The sequence below is a fragment of the Paenibacillus germinis genome, from assembly GCF_013141785.1.
Taxonomy (GTDB): Bacteria; Bacillota; Bacilli; order Paenibacillales; family NBRC-103111; genus Paenibacillus_E; species Paenibacillus_E phytorum.
In genome coordinates this window covers 205,524-230,988 of record NZ_WHOC01000070.1, presented here as the reverse complement: position 1 = coordinate 230,988, position 25,465 = coordinate 205,524, and the positions used below count along the sequence as shown (strand labels likewise).

Sequence of the window (25,465 nt, the reverse complement as noted above, 5' to 3'; positions counted from 1 at the left end):
TTCGCAGCAGATAGCGCAGACGCTGTTCGTTTGACGATGCAAATCGCCGAGCACAAGAAGGCGAAAAGTGTAGTTAAGTCCAAGTCGATGGTTTCCGAAGAATTGCATATCAACCATGCGCTAGAGCAAATCGGTGTCGAGGCGATTGAAACGGACCTTGGCGAATATATTATTCAGCTGGCAGGCGAGACGCCTTCGCATATTATTATTCCGGCCATTCACAAAAATCGCTATCAGATCGCCGATCTGCTTTCGGAGGATGCCGGCGAGAAACTTGAACCGGACACGGGCATATTGGCTGGCTATGTAAGAAGGAAGCTGCGTGAGAAGTTCCTTGAAGCCGACATTGGGATGACGGGCTGTAATTTTGCAATTGCGGATACGGGGTCTATCGTTCTTTTCGAAAATGAAGGCAATGCGCGGATGGTTAGTACCATCCCTAAGACTCAAATTACATTCATGGGCATGGAGCGAATCATTCCAACTTTAGACGATCTCGAAGTGATGGCGACCTTGCTGCCGCGTTCGGCTACAGGACAAAAGCTCACGGTGTATATGTCTGTGATTTCTGGACCGCAGCGGGAGCAGGACGGAGATGGACCAGAAGAAATGCACGTCATTATTTTGGATAATGGACGTTCCTTGCAGCTCGGAGATCCGCAATTCCAGGAATTGTTGAACTGTATTCGCTGTGGTGCATGCTTAAACGCTTGCCCGGTTTACCGCCACATCGGAGGCCACGCCTACGGCGGTGTGTATAGTGGCCCGATCGGCGCTGTTCTTACGCCGGCCCTTAACAAAAACGTCGACCAATGGGACGATATCGCGAGTGCTTCGAGCCTGTGCGGTGCCTGCTATGAGGCATGCCCAGTGAAGATTCCACTGCATGATATGCTCATTTATCTCCGTCAACGCAAAGTAGAACGCGGGGCGACGGATTTTGTTGAGAAGGTCGGCATGAAGGGCTTTAATTTCTTAATGTCCGACGCGAAGCGGGTTAAAGCGTTAATTAAACTCGGCCGTATTGGGCAGAAATTGTTAGTTCGCGATGGTCATATTAAAGCGAAAATAGGTCCGTTAAAAGGTTGGAATTCCTACCGGTATGCGCCAAGCATGGCGAAGAAGACATTCCGTGAATCATGGAAGGATATCGAGCAGGGATTAGAAGGTACCTTCCCTGAACTTGATTCCGTGATGAAAGCCCGCATGGAGAAGCTTGTGGCAGATCGCAAAGACAGCGGAGGAGGACATCATCATGGCTAAATCAGATGCAGCATTTCTCCAGAAGCTTCACCAAGAAGCCCTGAAGGATCAGGAGGCCTTCTTTACTAATATTTCTAATCGACTAGGCAGAACTAAGCCTTTACAAACAGCTCCCGAGCACCCTATGAAGGGGGCTCCTGAATTCTGGGAGCAGGTGGATCTCCCGCTCGAACAGCGCATTCAGTTGTTCATGTCGAACTGGCAGAAGGCCGGGGGCCATACGGAGCGTCTTGCGAGTATGGCGGAAGCAGAGGATTTCATTGCAAACTTCATCGCGGAGACACAGGCCAAACACTTGATCATTCAGGATCAACCGGAGCTAGAATCTCTTCGTGCTGCGCTTGCTGGCACAGAAACCGACATCACGGTGTGGAATGCAGAAGGTGCTGATCCTACTGCCAAAGATGAGCTTGTCGCGAAAGCGGCTGGAGCGGACATCGGCATCGTGGCCGTTGAGCACGCTGTCGCATACACAGGTTCGCTAGTTGTCACTTCCGATGCTACTAGAGGCAGAAGTGTCAGCTTGCTGCCAACCACGTTCATTGCCATTATCCCGGTGGATCGTATAAAAACAAAGCTGGGCGAAGTATTGCGCCCATTCGATGAACTTGCGGCCGAAGATAGACCGGCAGGCATTCATTTCATCTCTGGTCCGAGCCGCTCGGCCGACATCGAGAATGATTTGACAATTGGTGTCCACGGACCCGGCATCGTTTATGCACTTATTATTGAGTAACCAAAGAGCTGTGAGGGAATGATTTCTCTTGCGGCTCTTTTTTATTTATCAAGTGAAGTATTCCTCTGTTTTGCATAGTTAGCTGCGTATATTGCTGAATTTAGATTGTTCATAGATGCACCATCATTTGGAAAGTGATGGTGTTTTCGTGTTTCTCTGTTTGCTAGATAGTGTAGTGGGAGTGTGGAAGAAGTGGAATTGCGAAAGTGGTGGAAGTAGTGGAGGTAATGGAGCTAGTGGGAGTGTGGAAGAGGTGGAAGTCAGTTGAATTGGTGGAATTATTGAGAGTGATAGAAGTGGTGGAAGTATTGGAAGTAGTGGAACTGATGGATGTGATGGAAGTGATGGAAGTAGTAGTAATGGTGGAAGAATTTGAAGAGTTCGAAATAGTGGAAGTAGTGGGAGTGCTGGAAGTGGAGGAAGTAGGAGAAGTAGAAGAACAAGTTGGATGGGAAGTTGTACTCCGTACAACAATTTAATTGATTTCTTCCTAGAAAGCTGAAGATGTTGTATGTTGTGCAACAATTTAGCCGTATTTCCTGCTATTTAGCTACTTTCTCGAGAATTTGTTGTATTATTTGCAACATTCGCAGGGATAACGTGGATTAGCTAGCCAAATGTTGTACAAAATACAACTCCACGCGGATGGAGCCATCGAATACAACGACTATTTAAACAAGTGTTGACCACCGCCATGCGGCGGTGCTATAACGAGCGCTTCGCGTATATGTGACAACTATCTTAGGCGTAACTTTTGTACCAATGAAATACACGCTCGTCCAAGGACGGCGTAAGCCGAGAAAGCTGTAGGTTAAAATGTTGTCAACATTATTCATGACGAAAAGGGATTTTGATTTGATTGAATATGTAAGCGCTTTTGCATTACGATAGTAACATGAAACAGACAAAGGGAGGTTATCCTAATGAGTGCAACTTCTGCACATAAGCAAGCATCCTCCGGAGGATTCCGGGTGAAAGTACAAAGTTTCGGTCGTTTCTTGAGCGGTATGGTGATGCCAAATATTGGTGCATTTATCGCTTGGGGATTAATTACGGCTTTATTTATTCCGACAGGTTGGATTCCAAATGAATATTTGGCTAAGCTCGTCGGCCCCATGATTACTTATCTACTCCCTGTTCTAATTGGTTATACGGGAGGTACGATGATACACGGAACACGCGGCGGCGTCATCGGCGCTGTAACCACGATGGGGGTCGTCATCGGAACGGATATCCCCATGTTTCTTGGGGCGATGATCGTAGGTCCGTTCGCTGCGTGGGTACTCAAGAAGTTTGATAAATCAATTGAAGGTAAAGTTAAATCCGGCTTCGAAATGCTCGTCAATAATTTCTCTTCAGGCATCATTGGCGCTATACTTGCCGTTCTTGCTTACTCGGTAGTTGGTCCTGCGGTTCAGGTCGTGAGTAAAGCTCTTGCTTCCGGAGTTCAAGCACTTGTGAATGCCGGTCTGCTCCCGCTTGCGAACGTTTTGATTGAACCAGGTAAAGTATTGTTCTTGAACAATGCGATTAATCACGGTGTACTAAGTCCGATTGCTCTGGATCAAGCCTCCAAAACAGGCAAGTCGATCTTGTTCATGCTGGAGTCCAATCCGGGTCCAGGTCTTGGTATCCTGCTTGCGTATTGGATGGTGGGACGTGGCGCAGCGAAGCTTTCGGCTCCTGGCTCAGCTATTATTCACTTCTTTGGCGGTATTCATGAAATCTACTTCCCGTACATTCTCATGAATCCGCGTCTGATCCTGGCTGTTATCGCAGGTGGTGTAACAGGTACGTTCACGTTCTCCCTGTTCAATGCAGGTCTAGTTGCTCCGCCATCCCCGGGAAGCATTTTCGCTTACATTGCCATGGCTCCTAAAGGCGGTATGCTGCCGATTTTCACTGGGGTTATCACATCTACGATTGTCTCTTTTGCAGTCGGTGCCTTGTTGTTGAAAACGACGAAGCAAACCGAGAATGAAGAAGATTTGGAGCAGGCTACAGCGAAAATGAAAGAAATGAAACAAGCGCCCGCTGCTGCGGCAGCTGAAAAAGTCAGCGCCTCAACGCTGACGCCAGCTTCCGAGGTACAAAAAATTGTGTTCTCTTGTGATGCAGGCATGGGGTCAAGCGCGATGGGAGCTTCCATTTTAAGAAAGAAAATGAAAGAGGCTGCTATCGACGTCATCGTGGTCAACACAGCAATTAGTGAGATTCCACCTGATGCAGATATTGTTATCACTCATAAATCATTAACCGATCGAGCACGTAATAAGGCTCCGGAGGCTGAACACATTTCCATCGATAATTTCATGAAAAGTCCAGAATACGATGAACTTGTGAAACGATTATCTTAATATACTTTTCTAACGCTGGCTATTTGCCGGCGTTATCTCCATTTTGTTCACGAGGAGAAATATCATGAGCCTGTCTAACAGGAATCGTCAAATCCTAGAGCTGTTAATGAATCGAACGGATGATATTACAGCAGGAGAAATCGCTGCCGAAATCAATGTAAGCACAAGAACGGTTCATAGGGAGCTGTCCGAGTTGGAGACGATTTTGGCAGCTTATGGATTAACTTTGCAAAAAAAATCGGGGAAAGGGATACATCTACAAGCAGAACCAGAAAAACTTGAGGCGTTCCGGCGATTGTTATATGGGATGACGGACATTGAATTTTCTGCCGAGGATCGCAAAATCATGATTCTGTGCACCCTGCTGCAAGAAGAGGAGCCTGTCAAACTATTCACTTTGTCTCATGATTTGGGCGTAACGGTCCCAACCATCACGCACGACCTCGATGAGCTGGATAGCTGGATCCAGAAGTCTGACCTAATCCTTGTACGTAAAAGAGGGTATGGTGTTGGTTTGAGCGGTTCCGAGGCGAATAAACGCAGGATGATTGCACAGCTTGCCAAAAACGGTCTCGATGAAGCTGATCTATTTGGGAAAAATGTGAATTCGCATTCGCCAGTTACACAAAGATTGTTGGAACTCATTGGGAAAGAAAACTTTACGAAGGTGGAGGCCGCTCTTTGGCTTGCTGAAGATGAAGGTTTAAGTGAACTAAACGAGCAGGATTACACCAATTTGCTCATTCATATTTCGATAACTATCGCTAGAATTCAGCAGGGCAGACAGGTCGAGCTGCACCCTGAACCGTACTCGCTTCGCCAAAATAAGCTGCTTACGCATACGATTGAGCATCTATCTAAGGTAATTCCAATTGAGTTAACAACAGCAGAAATTTTCTATATAGCCGAATTACTGGAGCCTAAGTCACTCAAACATCCGAATCAGTTGCTTCCTATGGAAGAGCTAAGCTATATGGAAATCGTATGGAAGCTCATCCGGAACATGGAGAGCAGTATCGCGGCTCGTTTCAGCGACGATCGTTCATTACGAGAGGGGCTGCTGAGTCATTTGGAGTCCGCTTTGAAGCGGCTTCAAGCAGGTGCAACCATTCGTAATCCGCTTTTATCGCAAATCAAGAAAGATTATGAAGCTCTATTCGAAGCTATACGGAGAGCTGTAGATAAAACAATAACCGCAATTGCCGTGCCAGATGAAGAAATTGGCTTTCTGGTTATGCATTTCGGAGCTTCTATCGAGAGACAAAAGCAATTTAGGCGTAATGTAAAAGCGATTCTCGTATGTACAAGTGGGATCGGGACTTCCAAAATGTTGGCCGTAAGACTTACCAAGGAGCTTCCGCAAATTGATATTATCGGTCATGCTTCTTGGTTTGAAGCAGCGCGTATCCCCGAAAAGGAATACGATTTGATTATATCTACAGTGGATTTGCCTTTGGATGAAGATCAGTACTTGAAGCTAAGCCCGCTGTTAACGAAGGAAGAAGCCGAGCGGCTAAGGCTATTTATTCAAAATGTTACGCTGCAAAAAGAAGCTGGAGAACGTAATGAATCGCTTCAAGAGGCTGATTCCACGAACAGATTGCATCGAATTCAACATTATGTCAACGAAATTGTAAGCATCATCGATCCATTCGCGGTGTATCCTATCGAGCAATCCTTTCACAGTCTGAGAGAAACTCTGGAGGTCATTTGTGAATATGTTAGACACTCAGGTGTGATCGATGAAGTGGAGCCAATCGTCAACCTGCTGCTAGAAAGAGAACGATTAAGCAGTCAAGTTATCCCAGACACGGGTCTTGCCCTCTTTCACATTCGAAGCGAGCAGGTCAGGAAGCCTTCTTTCACGTTGTTTCGATTAAAGGAAGACTTGCTGCTGGACCAAGGGATGGCGTCAGACGTAAAGCAGCTGCTGCTCATGCTGGGTCCGAAGGAGCTATCGAAAGAATGCCTAGAAGTGCTCAGTGAAATAAGTTCTTTTCTATTGATTCCAGACATGATCGAACTGTTGAAATCGGGGACTCAGTCTGAGATCAAGCACTTTTTATCCCAGGAACTCGCTGCCTTTTTAGAAAATAAAAAATAAATCGGATATAGGGAGAGATAACCATGACGATCTTATCAACGAATAAAATTAAACTAAACGCTAAGCCAAAGGATAAATTCGAGGCTATTCGGATGGCAGGTCAACTATTAGTAGAAGCTGGTCATGTGTCAGCTGCTTACATCGATAAAATGCTGGAACGAGAACAAACATTGTCCACCTATATGGGAAATGGTCTAGCGATCCCGCACGGTACGCAGGATTCCAAATCACTGATTTTATCGACAGGTTTGTCGATTGTGCAAATTCCGAAGGGGGTGGATTTCGGCGAAGGCGAAAAAGCCACCTTAGTCATTGGTATTGCAGCTGCTGGTAATGATCATTTGGATATCTTAACGAATGTCGCGATGATTTGTTCCGAGGATGAGAATATGGAGATGATCATGAAAGCGGCGACGCCTGAGGAGATGGTGAAAATTTTCGAAAGCGGGATGGAGTCATGAGGGCTGTCCATTTTGGTGCAGGAAACATCGGCAGGGGGTTCATAGGTTTAATCTTGTCCCAAGCCGGTTATGAGGTGATTTTCTCCGATGTGAATGATAGCTTGGTTGAGCTATTGCAGGAGAGAAAGTCATATACAGTACGCTTAGCTAATGAGGATCAAGAAACGTTCACCGTTTCAAATGTTACGGCTATTAATGGTAAGAATTTAGAAGATGTAGCTAGAGCCGTTGCTGAGGCCGATTTGGTTACAACAGCCGTGGGCGTAAACATTCTGAAACATATTGCTGCTGGGATCGCCAAAGGGATTGAAATGCGGATCGAACGCGGAGCGGCGCCACTACACATCATTGCATGTGAGAATGCCATTGGTGGAAGTACTCAGCTCAAAGAACATGTATACGCTCATCTAAGTGAATATCTGCGCGATAAAGTAGACGCAAGCATCGCATTTCCTGATGCTGCTGTCGATCGGATTGTTCCAATCCAACATAATGAAGACCCGCTGCAAGTCACGGTTGAGCCCTTCTACGAATGGGTTGTTGATGAGTCCCAGATGCTGGAGGGCTTCCACCGCATTGAGGGTATCCATTATGTGAAACATTTGGAGCCGTACATTGAGCGCAAGCTGTTTACGGTCAATACTGGGCACTGCAGCGCTGCTTATCTTGGATATTTAGATGGCTTTACTACGATTCAAGATGCGATGGCGAACTCGCAAATTGCTTCGCTTGTGCGTCATGTTATGCATGAGACCGGCGCCCTGCTTATCGAAAAACATGGCTTCGATCTAGCTCAGCATGAGCAGTATATCGATAAAATTTTGAACAGATTCATAAACCCCTATTTGATTGACGAGGTTACACGCGTAGGAAGATCGCCGATTCGTAAGTTATCCATTAATGATCGTCTTGTTCGTCCCGCTTTGCAGGCCTATGAGCTTGGGATGAAACCGACCTACTTAGCGATGGTGATGGCTGCTGCTTTCTTGTTTAATGATCAGGAAGATCCTGAAGCCGCCCAGATTCAAGCTGATTTGCGAAAGCTCGGAGTTACTCAAACGATAACGAAGTATACGAACATCGCAGAAGACCATATGATTCATGAGATGATTAAAACCCAATATGAACAATTAAAACAATCAGATCTATCTTGAGAAAGGGGAGTCCCCAAATGGCTAAAATGATGACAAAACGACTTACCGGCATTGCTGCTTCCCCCGGCATTGCAATAGCGAAAGCTTTTCGGTTGAACAATGCTCATTACGAACCTGCCCCTGAGAAGGTGGCAGACGCTCCTATAGAAGTAGAACGTTTTCGCAAAGCTGTTGAAGAAGCGAAACTTGAGTTAGAAGAGATTAAAGATTTGACTGAACAGCGCATGGGTGCAGCAAAAGCTGAAATTTTCGAAGCACATTTGATGCTTTTGGAAGATCCGGATTATATTGATGCAATTATCGAGGGTATTGAAAGCGAAGGCTTGAATGCTGAATTTAAGCTGCATGAAGTTGCGACCAGCTTCATCGAAATGCTGAGCTCGATGGATAACGAGCTGCTCCGGGAACGCGCTAGTGATGTGCGTGACGTCACGGGTCGGATTATGAGCCGACTTCGTGGTGTCTCTTATGCAGTGATTGCGGCCATTAACGAGCCTTGTATTTTGATAGCTGAAGATTTGACGCCGTCCGATACCGCACAGTTAAATCTCGATTATGTGCTTGGCTTTGTAACGGAGATCGGCAGCCGTACTTCGCATTCGGCGATCATGGCTCGCTCGCTTGAGGTTCCAGCTATTGTTGGAGTAGGAGCAGCGGCAGTGGAAATCAAAACGGGCACCATGATTATTATGGATGCCGTAGAGGGCACCGTACTCATCGCTCCAAGTGATGAAGAGATGGAGACCTACAAAGCTCGTAAAGCAGCATACGATCAGCGAAGAATCGAACTGCGCAAGCTGTTGGATCAACCTTCAATCTCAGCAGACGGGCGCCGCGTAGAATTGGCTGCCAACATTGGCAGTGTGGAAGATTTACAAAAAGTATTAGCTAATGGGGCGGAAGGCATCGGTTTGTTTCGGACCGAATTTCTTTATATGGGGCGCAGCTCTCTGCCTAGTGAGGAGGAACAATTCCAGGTCTATAAGCATGTGTTGGAACGAATGAACAATAAACCTGTCGTCATACGTACACTCGATATAGGCGGAGATAAAGAACTACCGTACATGAAGCTCCCTGTAGAGAGTAATCCGTTCCTTGGTCTACGCGCGATTCGTCTATGTCTGAGCAAGCAAGATCTGTTTCGCACACAGCTAAGGGCGCTTCTGAGAGCAAGCAGCTATGGACAATTGAAAATTATGTTCCCGATGATTGCCATTGTGGATGAGCTGCTAGCTGCCAAACAATTACTTCAAGAAGAGAAAGAGAAGCTAGTTCAAGAAGGAATTGCCGTATCCGAAACCATAGAGGTTGGCATTATGATTGAAGTGCCAGCTGCAGCGCTAGCAGCGGATTTCTTGGCGAAAGAGGCCGATTTCTTCAGTATTGGAACGAATGATCTTATCCAATATACAATGGCGGCCGATAGGATGAACGAAACCGTTTCTTACTTATACCAACCTTGTCACCCCGCCATTTTACGCTTAATTCAAATGGTTATTCAGGCAGCAGCCAAAGAAGGCAAATGGGTTGGCATGTGTGGAGAAATGGCCGGTGACGAAACGGCTATACCGATTCTTCTTGGTATGGGACTCCATGAATTTAGCATGAGTGCCAGCTCGATTTTGCCAGCGAGAGCGTTAATTAAACAAACTTCACATAGGGAGTGGGCAGGCTACACGGAGCAGATTTTATCCATGAGCAGTCAGACCCAAATTAAACAATTCGTAGAACAGAAAACAAGGAGTGACTTGAAATGATATCCCAAACCTTTACTGTCCTAAATCCATCCGGCTTTCATGCCCGTCCGACAAAAGTATTCGTTCAGAAGGTTGGCACGTTTTCCTGCAAAGTGAATGTAATCAAAGGTGATAAGAAGGTTAACGGAAAAAGCTCACTTAGTATGCTCACACTTGGCATTCAACAGAATGACGAAGTAACTTTGGAAGTGGATGGCGAGGAAGAGGAGCAGGCAATTAAAGAGCTAGGGGCGCTGCTGACTCACATCTTCGAAGAATAAGCGAGTGACGAACCCAATCCATTTCAATTGAAAAAGCCAGCAGGTTAGTGCCGATAGTCATGGCACTTACTTGCTGGCTTGTTTGACCACATAAGAAAGTATAAGTTTTCGGTTCACGAAAACCGTTTTCTCATTAATTACGAACGTACCATTCTCCGGATACCCAATCGGTTGTTTTCCAACGCAGCACATCGGGAGTAGCGAGATGGGCAATTTCTTTGAGGAACTCAAGCTGCTCAAGCTCAGTCATTGGCTTGAAGCTTTTAGTAATGGCCAGATTTTGTTCCAGCTGGGCCATGGATTCCATCCCGACAATTGCTGTAGATATCGGCAGCGAGAACGTATATTGGAGTGCTTTCTCGTACCAGGGTGCCAGCTTACCGAGCGCCATAACCTTCATGCCGATGACAGCGACACCTTTCTCGTTCGCTTTAGGTAAAAACTCATGAGCGAAGCTGTAGATGAGATGATCCGACGCAGATAAAGCAACAAGTGCGCTGTCGAATGGAAACCGTTCAATCGCTTCCAACTGTACTCGAGGATTCGTGTGCCCGCTGATCGAGATATGCTTGATCATTCCTTGTTCCTTGGCCTCGAGAAGTGCTTCTAGCGCTCCTCCTTTGGCGAAGCATTGATCAAGCTCCTCCATTGTCATGATATTATGCAATCGCCATTCTTCGACGTGATCCGTTTGCAGACGCTTCAGACTTGCTTCCAGCAGCTTCAGGGAACCGTCTCTTGTTCGATCATGTGTTTTGGTAGCAATCCATACATCATTCCTTCGTCCATCGCGTGCTAATGCTTTACCCAGTCGTTCCTCAGATTGCCCATCCGAGTAGCTTGGTGCTGTATCGAAATAGGTGATCCCTTCGTCAATCGCACGATTCACAATTTGAATCGCTTCTTCTTCTGTACACTGGTGTTCGTCGACAATGCGCTGAGCGCCAAAGCTCAGAACAGGAAATTGCTGCCCGGTCGAACCAAACGAACGTTTCTCCACATGATTCACTCCTCGTATGTAAGATGGCGACTTTCAATCTTTCCTATCGTTTCCAAAAAGGATACCTGGTCATACCAAATTGAAATATGAAACATGTTTCCTTCATACTGATATCGGTTCAAGCAGGAATTAGTTCCTCTCAAGTATAAAATAAGTAAGAGAAGGACGCTAGCATTCGTCAAATTGTTTGTATATTCACAAAAAATACATGACTTTAGACCTATTTTTCGACAAAAAATGATTGTATTAAATAATAAATAAACTTATTATATGTACATATACAACTTTTTGTTGAATTATCGGAGGGTCAATGACAATTGAGCAAGGAAAGCCGTATGACAGCCCAGGTTTTCATCTTTGGCAGGTTACGAATCTATGGCAAAAAAATCTTCGTTATGCCCTGCATGATTTGGATCTCACGCATGTTCAATTTATTTTGCTGGCAACCACAGAATGGTTAAATTCTCAATCCCCTCTTGGGGATGTGACACAGGTTCAAATTGCCATGCATGCGCACATTGATCCCATGATGGCATCACAAGTGCTTCGTAACTTAGAAAAGAAAGGGTTCCTCATTCGCAAGGAACATCCGACGGACACGCGGGCCAAATCAATCTCTTTAACGCCAGCTGGAGAGATGTTGATATCCAAGGCAATAGACATTGTCGAGCAAGCCTCTCGCCGTTTTTTTTCTAAACTGGGGGAAGAACAGGAAACGTTGGCAAGCTTGTTGAGATCTTTAGGAAGCATGACAACTCATGAAAATTAGATCATAGGGAGAGGTGCCTGGAATATGGAGAAGTCATCACTAATCGGAATTGTATTAGCTTTTATATCCATTGGTGTGGGTATGGTATTGAAAGGGGCAAGCCTGGTAGCACTACTGAATCCTGCCGCTGCCTTAATTATTTTCGGGGGTACAGCATCGGCCTTATTTATCGCTTTTTCAATGGCAGAAATGAAGAAGATTCCGACCTTAATGAAAATTATTTTTACCGAACAGAAATTAATGCCTAAAAAAGAACTGATCGAGACATTCATCGATTGGGTATCCATCACACGCCGTGAAGGCTTACTTTCCTTGGAAAAGCAGGCAGAAGAGCTGTCAGACCCTTTTATGAAAAGCGGCATGCGCCTCATTATTGATGGAAACGATGCAGATTTTGTCCGTGATGTATTACTAGAAGATATTGCTGAAATGGAATCAAGACATAAGAAATATGCAAGTATTTTTACGCAAGCTGGTACATATGCACCAACACTCGGCGTGCTTGGCGCCGTTGTTGGACTCATCGCTGCTCTCGGTAATTTGAGTGAAGTAGACAAACTAGGTCATCTGATTTCAGCGGCATTCGTTGCAACGATGTTCGGGATTTTCCTTGGTTACGTTATTTTCCACCCATTCGCAAATAAGCTGAAGCAGAAGTCTAAGAAAGAAGTAGAAATTAAGCTTATGATCGTAGAAGGGCTGCTCTCGATTCAATCCGGTGTATCTGCCAATTCCGTGAAGCAAAAAATGATGATCTTCGTTGCCAACAGTGAACGTGCGTCGTATGACGAAGATTCGAAGGAGGCCGCTTCACAGTGAGTAAAAAGAAGAAGCATGAGGATCATGAAGAACATATTGATGAAACCTGGCTCATTCCCTATGCGGATTTGCTAACCTTGCTTCTAGCCCTCTTTATCATATTGTTTGCATCTAGTCAGGTGGATTCTAAGAAATACGACTCGATTATGCGGTCTTTGAACAATGCCTTCACGGGAGGAGAAGCCCCCTTCGCGATGTCGAATATGGTTCCAATAAATGATGCGGGGAATTCTACGAAAAACAATAATAAGAGCCAGAACCCTCCGCCGAAGGAAGATAGTAAAACCGACAGTCAGCTGGCCGCCAAGCTGCAAAAGGAAGAGAAGGATCTCAAAGAGTTAAAGCAAAGCATGGATGCTTACATTAAAGAAAACAACATGAGTGAGCAGCTAACGACGAAGCTGGATAATGAGAAGCTGACCATTACGATTAGTGACCGTGCACTGTTTGATTCAGGGTCGGCTACTATTAAACAAGAATCCCAAAAGCTGGCTGTTTCCATGTCAAATTTGCTGGGCAGTTATCCAGGATATGAGGTTGAAGTAGCAGGTCATACGGATAATATCCCGATTCGCCGAGCGGACTTTGAAACGAACTGGGATCTAAGCGCCAAGCGCGCGGTCAATTTTATGAAAATACTGCTGAATAACAGTAAAATTGAGCCTGCTTCCTACTCTTCGGTTGGATTTGGAGAATACCGGCCGATTGCAGAAAATGATACGACAGAAGGTAGAGCGAAGAACCGCCGAGTTGAAGTGAGCATCTTGCGTAACATTAAAGCGACGGATGAGATTGCGAAATAAGGGCTAAGAGTCGCTAGACTCTTGCCTTTTTTTTGTTCAATAACACATTTCATATCCAGAAATACGGAGTAATTTAACAGCGAAATGGGGATAGTAACGTGGAATTTGTGAGTGATGAGGAGAGGTTTACATGGAGCATACATATGAGCATACGTATATCCCGCTAACTACATTATCAAGCGGTGAAGGCAAAGAAATAGCCATTGATATATATGGTTTCTGCATTCAGATTGTGAATATTTGTTTCATAGGCAATCCAACAAGCAGGGAGAAAGAATGGGTTTTAGTTGACGCTGGTATGCCGCAATCGGCAGATGAGATCATTCGTGTAGCTGAGGAGCGTTTTGGAGCGCATAAGAAGCCTACAGCGATCATTTTGACGCATGGTCATTTCGACCATGTCGGGGCCATAGAGAGTCTTTTGGAATACTGGGATGTTCCGGTATATGCGCATGAGTTGGAAATCCCTTATTTGACGGGAAAATCCAACTATCCTAAAGGGGATTCAACGGTTGATGGCGGGCTTGTAAGCGAGCTATCCCCCCTGTTTCCCAACCACGGTATTGACATAGGTAATCATGTACATCCCTTGCCCGCTAATGGTATCGTTCCTGGACTGATGGGATGGCAATGGATTCATACACCGGGACATACACCAGGACACATTTCTCTTTTTCGAGCCAAAGATGGTTCATTAATAGCAGGAGATGCCTTCGTTACCGTTAAACAAGAGTCGCTTTACAAGCTGTTCACGCAAGAACAAGAAATAAGCGGACCACCTAAGTATTTCACGACAGACTGGCAAGCAGCCTGGGATTCGGTTAGAAAGCTTCAAGATTTCCATCCATCTTTAGCGATAACGGGACATGGAAAAGCGATGAACGGTGAAGAACTAAGCCGCGAACTAGGCCGTTTGGCGGAGGATTTCGAGAAGATAGCGATTCCTGAGGAAGGTCGGTTTGTGCATTAGGCAGTAATGATTGGATGGTCCTCCACAATTAGGTTAGCCTTAGTCGTAATACTCGAAATTAAAAATCCCTCTATGCTTCCAATTAGGAGAAGTAGAGGGATTTTAACGTTACAATTATTTTCCTACGAGAGCAAGCTCTTTGTTTTCTTTCTTAGATTCACCTTTGGTCAGGTCATCCTGTGGTGTTTCCGTTGATAAGCTTTCTTGTTCCTCTTCAAACAGTTCCATTTGATATTCTTCCAAAACCTCGGATTGCTCCTCATTCATGACATGTATTGTCTCCGATTGAAGATCAAAATTCTCCTGATGATTCTTCGTATCAGTCTCACTAATCTGGAATTTGCTTATCTCTGCAAATAACTGCTGAGCAAGTTCAAGGATATCATCCGACTCTTCGGCGATCCGGCGGATGGATGCATCTTGCTGAATCGAGGTCGAACTTACTTCCTCGACCCCGGCAGCTGTTTCTTGCGCAATGGCCGCTACGAACTGAACGGAATTTACTAATCTGTCGTTCTTGGATTGTACATGTTCAATTTTTACATGGATTTGTTCAATTTGCCCGATAATTCCTTTCATCGATTGTTCGATGCCCTCGAAAGAACCGAGCGTGTCTGCTACCCGATGGTTTTGTGCAACCGCAGATTCGCGAGCTTCGATCAGTGAGCTCTGTAACTCTTTGATTTGCTTCTGAAGCGCTTGAATGATGCCGCCGATTGTCTTGGAGGAATCATTCGTCTGCTGAGAAAGCTGACGAACTTCATCCGCAATCACAGAGAAGCCGCGGCCGTGTTCACCGGCTCTTGCTGCTTCAATCGCAGCGTTCAAGGCAAGCACGTTCGTTTGCGTAGAAATTTCCGTGATCGAGTGAATAATAGCGCCAATTTGCTTGGAACTGTCAGACAAGGTCATCATGGCAGCGTCGACCTTCTGCAGGACAGCCTGTGACTGATCTGATGATGATTTCAGCGCCCTTACGGATGCTGTCCCTTGTATTGTACCGGACGCAGCCTCTTCACTGGTACGCTTCATTTCATAGGTATAAGCGGTAATGTCACGAATCTCCGCTTCCAGCTCTGCAATGATCATCGAGCTTTGCTCCGTTTTCATAGCTTGCTCGTCAGCGCCAGTCGATATTTCTGTAATTGCCTTCAAGATATCTGTGTTAGCCGATGCTGTAAGCTGAGAAAAGCGGTGAAACTCATGGGAGTGTTCTGATAATGACGAAGCAATCTGCATTGTAGCATTCAGCATCTGGCGAACTTGAATGATCATATGATCGAAGCTGTTACTTAGCTTACCTAACTCATCATTGGATTTAGAATTAATCGTATGGGACAAATCACCTGCGGCAATAAGCGATACGGCATTTTGTAAAATTATAATAGGACGTGTGAAGGAGCTAATGATTAGAAAAGCAATAATAATGGTTACAATAACGACGATAGCAAAAGCGATCAACATGACTCTACTGCTTTCATTAAGTGCTTTCGTTGAGTTGGTTATTGCTTGTTCGGCGGCCTCTGCATAGGTGACATAGAATTTATCAACAAGTTCAAAAATCTTATCTTTCAATTCCTGAGACTCATTATAGAGGTAAAGGAGGTTAATTTGCAGATCCGTCGGTTTCAAGTTGGGGTCTTGGACCATTTTGGCCGCAGAGTCGAAGTTATTTATGTAATCAACGGATAATTGAATTAATTGGCTTCGCCACTTCTTTTGATCAGCTGTTGAAGCTGTATCGCCAATCTTTTGAATGAAATCGTTGTAAGGCTTTCGCTTTGCATTGTATTTTGCGATGTATTCCGGTTTCTTGGAAATCTCTAGCCCTGAGGCAATGATGTTCATTTCCTGTACCATATTTTTAAGCTCTAGCGCTAGCACCTTAAGTTCGACTTTATCGTTCTGGTCCGTCATATGCTTCTTGATTTGATTCACTTGATTCAGATTAAACAAAGCAACGGCAAGGAAAATGAGAAGCACTCCGCTGAAACTGGCAATTAATTTTAATCGCATGGTCATATTGATTTTGATCTTCTTCATAAGTCATTCCTCCTATATATTGCTTGACAATATTCGACTATTTTCGTGTTTATACATATTAATATAGGGTGCTTCTATTAACTAAAGCATCAAACTATGTTAAAGATATGTAAATTTACCCATACTTTTAACGAATGAAAGAAGAATTAAAAGTTTTACATTACGTTTACGTTTCGTGGGTTTGGATTTTACATTCGGTTGTTACGATAGGTAAGTAAGTTAGTTCGACAGACAACAAAGTGGAATCGAGACTAACATAACAAGTAACATACAAATCAAAGGAGGACATGCTAACTATGTTTAAGTTCATGTCGAAAAAAGGAATTACATTCACACTTTCCGCGGTATTAATGATGGGGTCATTGGTTGGTTGCGGCGCAAAAACAGATACTAAAAATGCTGTTTCTCCAACACCTGCTGCTAGTGCAGCTGCTTCTGCTGCTCCAACAAAAACAGAACTAAGCGGTACGGTTACTGCTTCAGGTTCAAGCGCGCTTCTTCCATTAGTTAAACAAGCTGCTACTGAGTTTATGGAAAAAAATCCAAAAGTAACGATCAACGTTACTGCAGGCGGATCAGGTACAGGAATTAAAAACGTAGCAGACGGTACTTCAGATATCGGTAACTCCGATGTTGAGCCAGCTGCTGAATATAAAGATAAAGGTCTAGTTGACCACCAAGTAGCAATTGCTCCATTCGCATTAATCGTAAACAAAGATGTAAAAGTTGATAATGTTACGAAACAACAAGCAGCAGACATTTACATGGGTAAAGTAACGAACTGGAAAGAAGTTGGCGGCAATGATGCGAAAATCGTTCTTGTTCACCGTCCAGATAGCTCAGGTTCCCGTAAACTTGTTCAACAAATCATTCTTGATAACAAAGAATTCACAAAAGACGGTATTACACAAGAAAATAGCGGTGCAATGAAAACGGCTGTTGCTGGTCAGTCCGGCTCCATTGGTTATGTAGATACACCTTACATTGATGACACAGTAAAAGCATTGAAAATTGATAATGTAGCGTTCTCCGAGGATAACATCAAAAACGGTACTTACAAATTGTTTGGTGTTGAGCATATGTACACGAAAGGTGAAGCGAAAGATCCTGCTAAAGCATTCATCGCTTACATCTCAAGCAAAGAATTCCAAGGTAAACAAGTTCGTGACTTGAAATTCTTGCCTGCAGATTTGCTTAAAAAATAATAAACAGAACAAACTAAGAGCGCTGGCTTCCTATGCCGCGCTCTTTTTTACTTTGAAAAACGAAACTTTTACATTCTCTTAACAATTCATTAACGATCCAATTACAATCATGTTCTATCATAAAAGTAATGTGATTTAAGAGAAAGGGGAATTACCCATTGAATTCCGTAGCAGACAAACTAACGAACGCGAAATCAGACGAAAGTCGTCCAATCGTCACGAAGTGGACCCAAGGACAACATAGACAAGATAACATCATGAGGTGGGTGTTTGTTGGAAGTGCTGCCTTAGTGTCTGCCATCATTTTTTCTATCATTGTTTTCGTGGGAATGCAAGGGATTAAGACTTTTCAAGGAGTCAGTCCTTTTGAATTTTTCTTCTCTACTGACTGGACGCCAGGTCAAAATAAATTCGGAGCCTTTCCTTTTTTATATAGCACGCTGCTCATGACATTGGTTGCAGTTGTGTTTTCAGTGCCGCTTGCATTGTCAGGGGCATTATTCATGGCAAAAATTGCTCCGAAATGGATGCGTGAAATCATGCGTCCTGCGACGGATCTGTTCGTAGGTATCCCTTCGGTTGTTTATGGCCTAATCGGCATGACAGTTATCGTTCCTGCACTCGGTAAAATTACAGGAGGGGTTGGATACGGTATTTTACCAGCTTCCATCATTCTCGCTATCATGATCTTACCAACTATTCTCTCTATCTCAGAAGATGCTATCCGCGCATTGCCGGGGCGTCTGGAGGAAGCATCACTGGCATTAGGAGCAACACGTTGGCAAACCATGTGGCGTGTCCTTTTGCCAGCAGCTAGACCCGGTATTCTAACAGCCATCATCCTTGGCATGGGGCGTGCAATTGGTGAAACCATGGCTGTATTCATGGTTATTGGAAACTCGCCGCAAATGCCGAAATCACTCCTTGACTCAACCACGGTATTAACGACCGCGATTGTGAAGGATATGGGGAATACGAATTACGGAAGCACTTGGAATAATGCGCTTTATTTGATGGCACTTCTTCTACTGGTGATCTCCTTGTCCTTAATTCTCATTATCCGTATCGTAGCCAAAAGGAGTGAACTTAAATGAAGAGCAAAACAACGGATCGTTTGGCCACGATGTATTTCTGGGCATCGGGCATTGTTATTATATTGATTCTGGCTTGGTTTCTATTTCGAATATTAGGTGATGGAGTTCCACATTTATCATGGAATTTCATCTTTGGGAAGTCTGAGGAGATCAAAGCTGGCGGCGGTGTTGGCCCGCAATTGTTCAACTCCTTCTATGTCCTATTCTTATCCCTGCTGATATCCATTCCAATCGGTTTATTCTCGGGGATATACTTGGCGATATACGCACAAAAAAATTGGTTCACTGATCTCGTGAGAATCTCGGTTGAAGCTCTGGCTTCTGTTCCTTCCATCGTATTTGGATTGTTCGGTTTCTTACTTTTCGCCAATTTGCTAGGCTTGAAGTTTTCAATTATTGGTGGGGCCGCGACGGTTGCTCTGCTTAATTTACCTGTTATGGTAAGGGTCACAGAGGTATCGATCCGTACGGTTCCTGAATCTTATTGGGAGGCAAGCCTCGCACTTGGCTCAACCAGATGGCAAGCCATTCGCAAAGTGCTCATACCTGCTTCGCTACCAAGCTTAATTACGGGGATTACTTTGATTGCAGGACGCGCGCTAGGCGAATCCGCGATTCTAATTTATACGGCCGGCTTATCGGTTTCTCGCTACTTTCCGGATTTTAATCCACTGAAGATGGGAGAGACGCTATCCGTTCATCTCTGGTATGTTGGCGCTGAAGCGTTAGTTCCGGATGCCAAGGAAATCGCTAAAGGAAGTGCCGCGCTGCTCCTGATCGTCGTACTCATCTTTAACCTACTAGTCAGTATACCAAGCCGAATTTTACAAAAAAGACTTTCCGGGGGGAAATAAATCGTGGCGACCAAGCATAAGATTAAAGCGGACAAATTAAATTTATTTTACGGAGATAATCATGCTCTCCACGATATTGAATTGGCTATAGAAACGGGTACAATAGCTGCTTTGATCGGTCCTTCAGGTTGTGGGAAATCCACCTTCCTGCGCACCTTGAACCGTATGAATGATCTCATTGATAGTGTACGTATTACTGGAAATGTAGCCGTGGATGGTCACAATATTTATGATTCCGATTCCGATGTTGTTTCACTGCGTAAGCGCGTAGGGATGGTATTTCAACGTCCAAATCCATTTCCGATGAGCATTTATGACAACATTGCATACGGCCCTCGCATCCATGGTACGAAGAAGAAAGCCGTCCTAGATGAAATCGTAGAGCGCAGTCTTGTACAAGCAGCTTTGTGGGATGAAGTAAAGGATCGTTTGCATAAATCTGCACTAGGCCTGTCCGGCGGACAACAACAGCGTTTATGCATCGCGCGGTTACTAGCTGTAGAACCTGACGTACTTCTTATGGATGAGCCTACATCGGCGCTAGATCCCATCTCAACGCTCAAAGTTGAAGAGTTGACACAAACCTTGAAAGAGAAATACACCATCATCATTGTTACGCACAACATGCAGCAGGCAGCAAGGATTTCGGATATGACCTCCTTCTTCCTAAATGGATACTTAGTGGAAACGGACAAGACGGATAAGATTTTCACCAATCCGAATGATCAACGTACGGAAGATTACATCACGGGAAGATTCGGTTAACTACAACTGAGGGGAGAGACGCAAAATGGACGCAAGACCTGGGTTTCATCAATCATTGTCAGTTTTGCAAAAAGAATTGCAGGATATGGGGGAAAGCGTGAAGGATTTGATTCTTAAGTCCGTGGAGTCATTGGCCAAGTTCGATGAGAATGCGGCACGGCAAGTCATTAAGAATGATGATCTCATTGATGATTATTTAACAACTATCGATGAGCTTTGCCTTCGATTAATTGCTTTACAACAACCAATGGCAAGTGATCTGCGAATCATTGGAACAGCTATGAAAATCGCTACAGACTTGGAACGAATTGCTGATCATGCCGTAGATATTGCAAAGACTACGATCCGTCTTGCTGGAGAAGAGCTTGTTAAGCCGCTCGAAGTCATTCCTCAAATGGCTGATATTGCCATTGAGATGCTGCATGAGAGCCTCGTCTCTTATACAGAACGCGATGTTCACAGGGCTGCTGCACTTGCCGAGAAAGATGACCGCGTGGATAAACTATACAGCTCTGTGATGCAGGAATTGATGGGGATGATGGGCTCGGATTACAATCGTAACCGTCAGTTGACCCATTTATTGTTTGTTGCTCATTTCTTAGAGCGTGTAGCTGATCACACAACGAATATCGGTGAAGGTGTTATTTATATGGTCACAGGTAAACGCAAAGACTTGAATGTGTAAGTAATTCCAATATAGAAGGGACGCTCCTAAGTCATTACGACTTGTGAGCGTCCCTTTTTCATGTGCGTGAGGCGGTAATTGGAAAGCGAATGAGGAAAGTTGTTCCTTCCTCACTTGATTGAACTTCAATCGAAGCATGATGCCTGGCAGCGATGCTGTAGCAAATAGCTAAACCGAGCCCTGTACCTTCATCTTTGGTCGTGAAGAAAGGTCTTCCTAGCTTCTCCAGATGTTCCTCATTAATTCCTATACCCTCATCAGCAATAAGTAGAACGACGTGTTCTGTCTCGGTGTAGGTTTCAATTCTCAGCTTACCGCCGAGGCTCATTGCTTCCAAACCATTCATACACATATTCAATATGAGTTGACGCAATTCTTTATCGTCGAGTTGAATAACAGGACAATCCTTGAATTGGAAATGAACATGCTTGCCGGACATGACGGCTTCAGCTTGGATGAGGGGGATGAGCATTTCGATAATACGATTGATATTTTCAGGTTGTTGGTGGGATTGCTTATTTTTGGCCAGAGACAAATATTCGGTAATAATCTCATTCGCTCTGTCCAACTCTTCTAGCATGATAGGGATGTATTCTTTTTGCATATGACGATCGTTCTCTTGAAATAATTGGAGGAAGCCGCGAATGGTCGTCATCGGGTTGCGAATCTCATGGGCAATACCGGCGGCCATTTCCCCAACTAGATTGAGTTGAGCTAGACGAGCCATTTCTGATTCAAATCGCAAGCTTTCCGTGATATCGACGGCAACTTCGAGCAAGCAGCTTTCATTTTCAATATCGATGATTTCTGTTGATAGCAGGGCCGTTCGAATTTCCTTGGACTTGGTTTCATACTTGACCTTGCAATTATGGATGACATCATTAAACTTCCTTGAATCACCCATTTCAGCTCGTAAGAGATCTAGTGTAGTTCCAATGATTTCATCGCCATAGCCTGTATATTGTTTCCAGCTTTCATTAATTTCGAGATAAGTAAGGTCAGGTAGACGGCGGATAGCCATCAAAGAAGGAGAGAGTATGAACATTTTTTTGAAGTGTTCTTGTGATTTTATAAGCTTTTCATGGGCATCCACTAACTCGGAGGTTCTCTCTTCCACCCATTGTTCCAAAAGAAAATTTTGCTGCTTTAATTTCTCTTCTGCTTCAGCTAACTTGCGATTGGTCTCTTCGAGATCTAGCGTTCGCTTATGCAGCAGTTCACTTTGATATTTGATTTTTTGATGATTGAGGTGCATGTTAACGAAGCCATCGACTTTCATGCGCAGCATTTTAGGATGAATAGGTTTGAATAAATAATCAATAGAGCCCACATGGTATCCCTTCAAAACATGCTCAATAGAGGTGCTAAGAGCCGTTAGGAAGATGATGGGAATATCCTGACAAGCTTTTCGCTGCTTGATCAGTTCGGCCGTCTCGAAGCCGCTAAGTCCAGGCATTTGCACATCCATCAAGATTACAGCGATGTGATCAGCGGGTTCTTTTAATAAATATCTCAGAACTTCCTCGCCTGATTGCAAAGAAATAACGTCATAGTTGGAAGAGGCCAGAATGCTATTCAGAGCCAGCAAGTTCTCGTAGCGGTCATCTACCGCCAAGATTTTTACTTGTTGTTCCATTTCAAATCCTTTCCGTGCTTGTACATTGTACGCACCTAACAATCCATCCTTCTCTTTTTCGGGAAAAAGATTGAATTCCCTCTTTTTTTTTTGAAGTCTTTACATACATTTTACATATGGATAATAAAGCCAGTCATTTAATTTGATAGACTAGAGAAATAAGTATATTCAGGTAAGGGATGATGGACATGAAGGCTCAGTCAGAAATGCTGGAACAATTCTATAAGATGATAGATAAAGAGTACATATATTCCGTTTATCAGCCTATTATCTCGCTGCAGGATGGTCAAGTAATGGGGTATGAAGCGTTAACGCGAGGTCCCAAAGATAGTCCCTTTCATTCACCTTTGGCCATGTTTCAATTTGCAGAGCAGCAAGGGGAGCTCTACTTGCTTGAGCAGCTTGCTCGTGAAAAAGCGATTAAAGGATCCATTTTGGAGCATCCGCAGCAATTGCTTTTTATCAATATTTCATCACAAGTGCTTTACGATCCTGGATTTGTTCCTGGTAAAACGCTTGAGATTTTACAGAAATACGGACTCCGTCCAAGCAATGTCGTTTTTGAAATTACGGAAAGAAGTTCGATTGAGGATTTCTCCTTAGCTCAAAAGATTCTGGATCATTACCGTAAACAAGGCTATCGAATTGCCATAGATGATGCTGGTGCGGGATATTCATCCCTACAAGCGATTGCGGAACTTCAACCTGATTTTATTAAGATTGATCGTTCCCTCATTGAAAATATACATAAAAACAAAGTAAAAGAGTATATCCTTGAAACGTTCGTTACTTTTGCCCATAAAATGAACATTTCCCTCATTGCTGAAGGCATTGAACATGCGGACGAGCTAACCAAATTAACTCGGCTCGGCGTGCATTATGCCCAAGGCTATTTGCTTGGAAAGCCAAATGAATCTCCCGCGATGGTGCAGGACATCCATAAAATGTTGATTTGGCAGCATCGCAAAGTACAAGGAGGCAGTATGACTTGGAGCATTGGCGACCTGAAAACTCCTGTAAAAGTGTTTGACAAGAAAAAACTGATTTCGGAAGTGGCTGATTACTTCAAAAAAAATCAAGAGGCAGTGGGTGCTGTCATCGTGGATGAAGAGGTGCCGATTGGCCTCATGATGAGAGACCGCTTATTTCAACAATTAACCGGTCAATACGCCTTCTCCTTGTTCTGGAATCGAACCATTGACAGTATTATGGATGAATCGCCGCTAATCGTGGACGAGTTGATGCCTGTTGAAGAAGTATCACAGATGGCTACCTCACGCGCAATAAACCACTTGTACGACCTAGTCATCGTTACAAGCAATGGGAAGATGGGAGGAGTAGCATCCATCAGAACGATTCTTGAGAGTATAACGAATGTACGAATGGAGTATGCGCGTGTGGCCAATCCACTAACAGGACTGCCAGGGAATTTGCAAATCAATCGCGAATTGAACAAGAGGATAAGTGAGAACAAACCGTTTCATGTGGTATATGCGGATTTGGATTACTTCAAATGGTTCAATGATCGGTTTGGATTTCAAAAAGGGGACCAACTGATTCAATATACAGCTGATATTATGCAGCAATCCATTGCGGTTTGTGGGACTCCGCATGATTTTGTCGGGCATGTGGGAGGCGATGATTTTATCGCGATATCTGCCACATTATCTCCAAAACAACTGTGTCAGGAAATCATTCGCCGCTTCGAACAAGGTGTGCAGATGTTCTATGAGGATGAGGAGTGGGAGTATGTATGGGATCGGAGCGGCAACAAGGTAAAGAGCGAGGGAGTTACGCTTTCGCTCTCTTTAGTCGTCTGTGTCTGCGAATCTCCCATTTCACTCGAACACATTTCCCAAACAGCCGCCTTACTAAAAAAGAAAGCAAAAGCGCATCAAGGAAGTATTTATTATTTTGAAAAAATTGGCTCAAGTGGCCTTGAATTAGAAAGTGTATAACAATTGTTTAAAAGAACGAATAATAATGACCTTCTGTTTACCGATTCGGCGCTCGGATATTTTCTTGATATTCCCCGGATGTATCCAAATCGCATCCATGCCGCTTGACGCGGCCCCCACTACATCGTTACGCCACGAATTTCCAACCATAACACTTTGGTTTGAAGCCGTGCTCATCGTCTTTAGGGCTCTCTCAAAGATAGCGGGGTGCGGCTTTCGCGGTCCATCCTTCTCTGAACTAAATAACCGATCTTGATCGATCCACCTGGTGAGTTTCATTTTCTCCAAGTTACTCTGCAACCTTTTCCGATTTCCGTTACTGATGATAGCCAGTTTATAGTTATGTGATAACGCCTCAAGAGTGTCTTCTACGCCGGGAAAGAGGGCAACGAAGTTGTCTTCCTGTTCTTCTACCTGTTCGAAAAAAGACCGTGTAAAAACAGGGTTAACGTTCACCGGCATAGGCTGAAGAGCTTTGCGTAAACAAATGTGGCGAAGCTCATCAGGAGATATGGGACTCCTAATCGGTGCCTTTCGGTGACGGCTCCACTCCATCTTATAGCTTTGCAGGGCTTCTTGGGCTGTAAAAAGCATTTCGCCCGGATCCCATCTCGCTGTAAAGTCGTTCATGACTTCAAGGAATGCCGAATCAAAGCATTGTCTGCGATCCAAGATCGTATTATTCATATCGAAAAAAATAACCTTTTTGCGTATTGGTGAGAAAAAAGGGCTCATATGGAGAACCTCCTTCTGAAGACCGGCCCATTGAATA

General features: G+C 44.3%; 23 protein-coding genes. 19 read left to right on the top strand and 4 right to left on the bottom strand.

What is annotated here, in order from left to right:
- The 9 genes from GC102_RS14455 to GC102_RS14415 all read left to right on the top strand — a co-directional run.
- Positions 1–1,263, top strand: a 1,263-nt coding sequence (locus tag GC102_RS14455) for a LutB/LldF family L-lactate oxidation iron-sulfur protein (protein WP_171690151.1), incomplete at its 5' end; no start/stop codon positions are given.
- The gene (locus GC102_RS14450; RefSeq protein ID WP_171690150.1) at positions 1,256–1,999 is read left to right on the top strand and encodes a LutC/YkgG family protein; all 744 of its coding nucleotides are present in this window, start codon (positions 1,256–1,258) and stop codon (positions 1,997–1,999) included. The genes GC102_RS14455 and GC102_RS14450, both read left to right, overlap by 8 nt.
- A gap of 236 nt (positions 2,000–2,235) precedes the next feature.
- Positions 2,236–2,478 (top strand): hypothetical protein, encoded by a 243-nt coding sequence (locus GC102_RS14445; protein ID WP_171690149.1) that lies wholly within the window; start codon positions 2,236–2,238, stop codon positions 2,476–2,478.
- A 444-nt stretch (positions 2,479–2,922) separates the two neighbouring features.
- Positions 2,923–4,356 (top strand): PTS mannitol transporter subunit IIBC, encoded by a 1,434-nt coding sequence (locus tag GC102_RS14440; protein ID WP_171690148.1) that lies wholly within the window; start codon positions 2,923–2,925, stop codon positions 4,354–4,356.
- A 64-nt stretch (positions 4,357–4,420) separates the two neighbouring features.
- Positions 4,421–6,460 (top strand): BglG family transcription antiterminator, encoded by a 2,040-nt coding sequence (locus GC102_RS14435; protein ID WP_171690147.1) that lies wholly within the window; start codon positions 4,421–4,423, stop codon positions 6,458–6,460.
- A 23-nt stretch (positions 6,461–6,483) separates the two neighbouring features.
- Entirely contained in the window at positions 6,484–6,921 is a 438-nt protein-coding gene (locus GC102_RS14430; RefSeq protein WP_171690146.1) for a PTS mannitol transporter subunit IIA, read from the top strand.
- Complete coding sequence (locus tag GC102_RS14425; protein WP_171690145.1) at positions 6,918–8,075, top strand: mannitol-1-phosphate 5-dehydrogenase; 1,158 nt, start codon at positions 6,918–6,920, stop codon at positions 8,073–8,075. The genes GC102_RS14430 and GC102_RS14425 overlap by 4 nt, the downstream gene beginning before the upstream one ends.
- A gap of 29 nt (positions 8,076–8,104) precedes the next feature.
- Positions 8,105–9,832, top strand: a complete 1,728-nt coding sequence (gene ptsP, locus GC102_RS14420; protein ID WP_171690164.1) for a phosphoenolpyruvate--protein phosphotransferase — start codon at positions 8,105–8,107, stop codon at positions 9,830–9,832.
- Positions 9,829–10,092 carry an HPr family phosphocarrier protein gene (locus tag GC102_RS14415; protein WP_171690144.1) on the top strand — a complete coding sequence of 88 codons (264 nt, stop codon included), beginning with the start codon at positions 9,829–9,831 and terminating at the stop codon, positions 10,090–10,092. The genes ptsP and GC102_RS14415 overlap by 4 nt, the downstream gene beginning before the upstream one ends.
- Positions 10,093–10,225: 133 nt before the next feature.
- On the opposite strand, the gene GC102_RS14410 is transcribed toward GC102_RS14415, so the two are convergent.
- Complete coding sequence (locus GC102_RS14410) at positions 10,226–11,092, bottom strand: aldo/keto reductase (RefSeq protein WP_171690143.1); 867 nt, start codon at positions 11,090–11,092, stop codon at positions 10,226–10,228.
- Between the two features lie 310 nt (positions 11,093–11,402).
- On the opposite strand from GC102_RS14410, the gene GC102_RS14405 reads away from it, so the two are divergent.
- The 4 genes from GC102_RS14405 to GC102_RS14390 all read left to right on the top strand — a co-directional run bounded on the left by GC102_RS14405 (position 11,403) and on the right by GC102_RS14390 (position 14,453).
- Entirely contained in the window at positions 11,403–11,861 is a 459-nt protein-coding gene (locus GC102_RS14405; RefSeq protein WP_171690142.1) for a MarR family winged helix-turn-helix transcriptional regulator, read from the top strand.
- A 24-nt stretch (positions 11,862–11,885) separates the two neighbouring features.
- Complete coding sequence (gene motA, locus GC102_RS14400; RefSeq protein ID WP_171690141.1) at positions 11,886–12,680, top strand: flagellar motor stator protein MotA; 795 nt, start codon at positions 11,886–11,888, stop codon at positions 12,678–12,680.
- Positions 12,677–13,483: a flagellar motor protein MotB gene (motB, locus tag GC102_RS14395; protein WP_171690140.1), complete on the top strand. Its 807-nt coding sequence runs from the start codon at positions 12,677–12,679 to the stop codon at positions 13,481–13,483. The genes motA and motB overlap by 4 nt, the downstream gene beginning before the upstream one ends.
- Positions 13,484–13,613: 130 nt before the next feature.
- Positions 13,614–14,453 (top strand): MBL fold metallo-hydrolase, encoded by an 840-nt coding sequence (locus GC102_RS14390; RefSeq protein WP_171690139.1) that lies wholly within the window; start codon positions 13,614–13,616, stop codon positions 14,451–14,453.
- Positions 14,454–14,567: 114 nt separating this feature from the next.
- On the opposite strand, the gene GC102_RS14385 is transcribed toward GC102_RS14390, so the two are convergent.
- Complete coding sequence (locus GC102_RS14385) at positions 14,568–16,496, bottom strand: methyl-accepting chemotaxis protein (protein WP_171690138.1); 1,929 nt, start codon at positions 16,494–16,496, stop codon at positions 14,568–14,570.
- A 296-nt stretch (positions 16,497–16,792) separates the two neighbouring features.
- On the opposite strand from GC102_RS14385, the gene GC102_RS14380 reads away from it, so the two are divergent.
- The 5 genes from GC102_RS14380 to phoU all read left to right on the top strand — a co-directional run bounded on the left by GC102_RS14380 (position 16,793) and on the right by phoU (position 21,099).
- Positions 16,793–17,701: a phosphate ABC transporter substrate-binding protein gene (locus GC102_RS14380; protein ID WP_171690137.1), complete on the top strand. Its 909-nt coding sequence runs from the start codon at positions 16,793–16,795 to the stop codon at positions 17,699–17,701.
- Between the two features lie 158 nt (positions 17,702–17,859).
- Positions 17,860–18,795 carry a phosphate ABC transporter permease subunit PstC gene (gene pstC / locus GC102_RS14375; RefSeq protein WP_171690136.1) on the top strand — a complete coding sequence of 312 codons (936 nt, stop codon included), beginning with the start codon at positions 17,860–17,862 and terminating at the stop codon, positions 18,793–18,795.
- Positions 18,792–19,649, top strand: a complete 858-nt coding sequence (gene pstA, locus GC102_RS14370; protein WP_171690135.1) for a phosphate ABC transporter permease PstA — start codon at positions 18,792–18,794, stop codon at positions 19,647–19,649. Before pstC ends, pstA begins: the two co-directional genes overlap by 4 nt.
- The gene (gene pstB, locus GC102_RS14365; protein WP_036635822.1) at positions 19,650–20,414 is read left to right on the top strand and encodes a phosphate ABC transporter ATP-binding protein PstB; all 765 of its coding nucleotides are present in this window, start codon (positions 19,650–19,652) and stop codon (positions 20,412–20,414) included.
- A gap of 25 nt (positions 20,415–20,439) precedes the next feature.
- Entirely contained in the window at positions 20,440–21,099 is a 660-nt protein-coding gene (gene phoU, locus GC102_RS14360) for a phosphate signaling complex protein PhoU (RefSeq protein ID WP_171641475.1), read from the top strand.
- Between the two features lie 58 nt (positions 21,100–21,157).
- Here the strand turns inward: phoU and GC102_RS14355 are convergent, their stop codons facing one another.
- A complete protein-coding gene (locus GC102_RS14355) occupies positions 21,158–22,735 on the bottom strand; it encodes an ATP-binding protein (protein ID WP_171690134.1) in 1,578 nt (525 codons plus the stop codon).
- A 188-nt stretch (positions 22,736–22,923) separates the two neighbouring features.
- Here GC102_RS14355 and GC102_RS14350 point away from each other — a divergent pair, with 188 nt between their 5' ends.
- Positions 22,924–24,693 (top strand): GGDEF domain-containing protein, encoded by a 1,770-nt coding sequence (locus tag GC102_RS14350; protein WP_171690133.1) that lies wholly within the window; start codon positions 22,924–22,926, stop codon positions 24,691–24,693.
- Here GC102_RS14350 and GC102_RS14345 read toward each other — a convergent pair.
- Positions 24,679–25,428: an HAD family hydrolase gene (locus GC102_RS14345; protein ID WP_171690132.1), complete on the bottom strand. Its 750-nt coding sequence runs from the start codon at positions 25,426–25,428 to the stop codon at positions 24,679–24,681. The two genes, GC102_RS14350 and GC102_RS14345, sit on opposite strands and share 15 nt — an antisense overlap.
- Positions 25,429–25,465: the final 37 nt, after the last annotated feature.

Excerpts from the sequence above, each read along its gene's own strand:
- GC102_RS14450 (WP_171690150.1), top strand. The coding sequence starts at position 1,256 with ATGGCTAAATCAGATGCAGCATTTCTCCAGAAGCTTCACCAAGAAGCC.
- GC102_RS14440 (WP_171690148.1), top strand. The coding sequence starts at position 2,923 with ATGAGTGCAACTTCTGCACATAAGCAAGCATCCTCCGGAGGATTCCGG.
- GC102_RS14435 (WP_171690147.1), top strand. The coding sequence starts at position 4,421 with ATGAGCCTGTCTAACAGGAATCGTCAAATCCTAGAGCTGTTAATGAAT.
- GC102_RS14430 (WP_171690146.1), top strand. The coding sequence starts at position 6,484 with ATGACGATCTTATCAACGAATAAAATTAAACTAAACGCTAAGCCAAAG.
- GC102_RS14425 (WP_171690145.1), top strand. The coding sequence starts at position 6,918 with ATGAGGGCTGTCCATTTTGGTGCAGGAAACATCGGCAGGGGGTTCATA.
- ptsP (WP_171690164.1), top strand. The coding sequence starts at position 8,105 with ATGACAAAACGACTTACCGGCATTGCTGCTTCCCCCGGCATTGCAATA.
- GC102_RS14415 (WP_171690144.1), top strand. The coding sequence starts at position 9,829 with ATGATATCCCAAACCTTTACTGTCCTAAATCCATCCGGCTTTCATGCC.
- GC102_RS14405 (WP_171690142.1), top strand. The coding sequence starts at position 11,403 with ATGACAATTGAGCAAGGAAAGCCGTATGACAGCCCAGGTTTTCATCTT.
- motA (WP_171690141.1), top strand. The coding sequence starts at position 11,886 with ATGGAGAAGTCATCACTAATCGGAATTGTATTAGCTTTTATATCCATT.
- GC102_RS14390 (WP_171690139.1), top strand. The coding sequence starts at position 13,614 with ATGGAGCATACATATGAGCATACGTATATCCCGCTAACTACATTATCA.
- GC102_RS14385 (WP_171690138.1), bottom strand. The coding sequence starts at position 16,496 with ATGAAGAAGATCAAAATCAATATGACCATGCGATTAAAATTAATTGCC.
- GC102_RS14380 (WP_171690137.1), top strand. The coding sequence starts at position 16,793 with ATGTTTAAGTTCATGTCGAAAAAAGGAATTACATTCACACTTTCCGCG.
- pstA (WP_171690135.1), top strand. The coding sequence starts at position 18,792 with ATGAAGAGCAAAACAACGGATCGTTTGGCCACGATGTATTTCTGGGCA.
- phoU (WP_171641475.1), top strand. The coding sequence starts at position 20,440 with ATGGACGCAAGACCTGGGTTTCATCAATCATTGTCAGTTTTGCAAAAA.
- GC102_RS14355 (WP_171690134.1), bottom strand. The coding sequence starts at position 22,735 with ATGGAACAACAAGTAAAAATCTTGGCGGTAGATGACCGCTACGAGAAC.
- GC102_RS14350 (WP_171690133.1), top strand. The coding sequence starts at position 22,924 with ATGAAGGCTCAGTCAGAAATGCTGGAACAATTCTATAAGATGATAGAT.
- GC102_RS14345 (WP_171690132.1), bottom strand. The coding sequence starts at position 25,428 with ATGAGCCCTTTTTTCTCACCAATACGCAAAAAGGTTATTTTTTTCGAT.